At 32.8% G+C, this 381-nt stretch carries 1 protein-coding gene; it reads left to right on the forward strand.

Features of this window, described 5'->3' with window-relative positions:
* A partial coding sequence (locus E1171_RS00145) for a YdeI/OmpD-associated family protein (protein WP_155202976.1) occupies positions 1–381 on the forward strand: 381 nt, incomplete at both ends.

Genomic DNA, 381 nt, shown 5'->3' on the forward strand with positions numbered 1-381 from the left:
GTTGGATTGATAGTGTATACAAAACTTTGGATGATGATCATAACATCCAAAGATTTAGTCCGCGAAAGCATGGAAGTGCCTATTCTCAAGCGAATATAGAGAGACTAGATTGGCTTTTTAAAAATAAATTGATTCACTACTCTCTGGTTGAATCTATTGGAAAAGTACTTTCTAATGAATTTGTGTTTGCTTCGGATATTTTATCTGAGATTAAAAAAGATAAAGTAGCCTGGAAAAACTTTATGGAATTTTCTGATTCTTACAAGCGGATACGAATTGCCTATATAGAAAGTGCAAGGAATCGACCTGAGGAGTTTAAGAAACGCTTATTAAACTTTTTGAAAAAAACCAAGGAGAATAAATTAATAAAAGGATTCGGGG

The sequence above is a fragment of the Xanthovirga aplysinae genome, from assembly GCF_009711365.1.
In the GTDB taxonomy this organism is placed as follows: Bacteria; Bacteroidota; Bacteroidia; order Cytophagales; family Cyclobacteriaceae; genus Xanthovirga; species Xanthovirga aplysinae.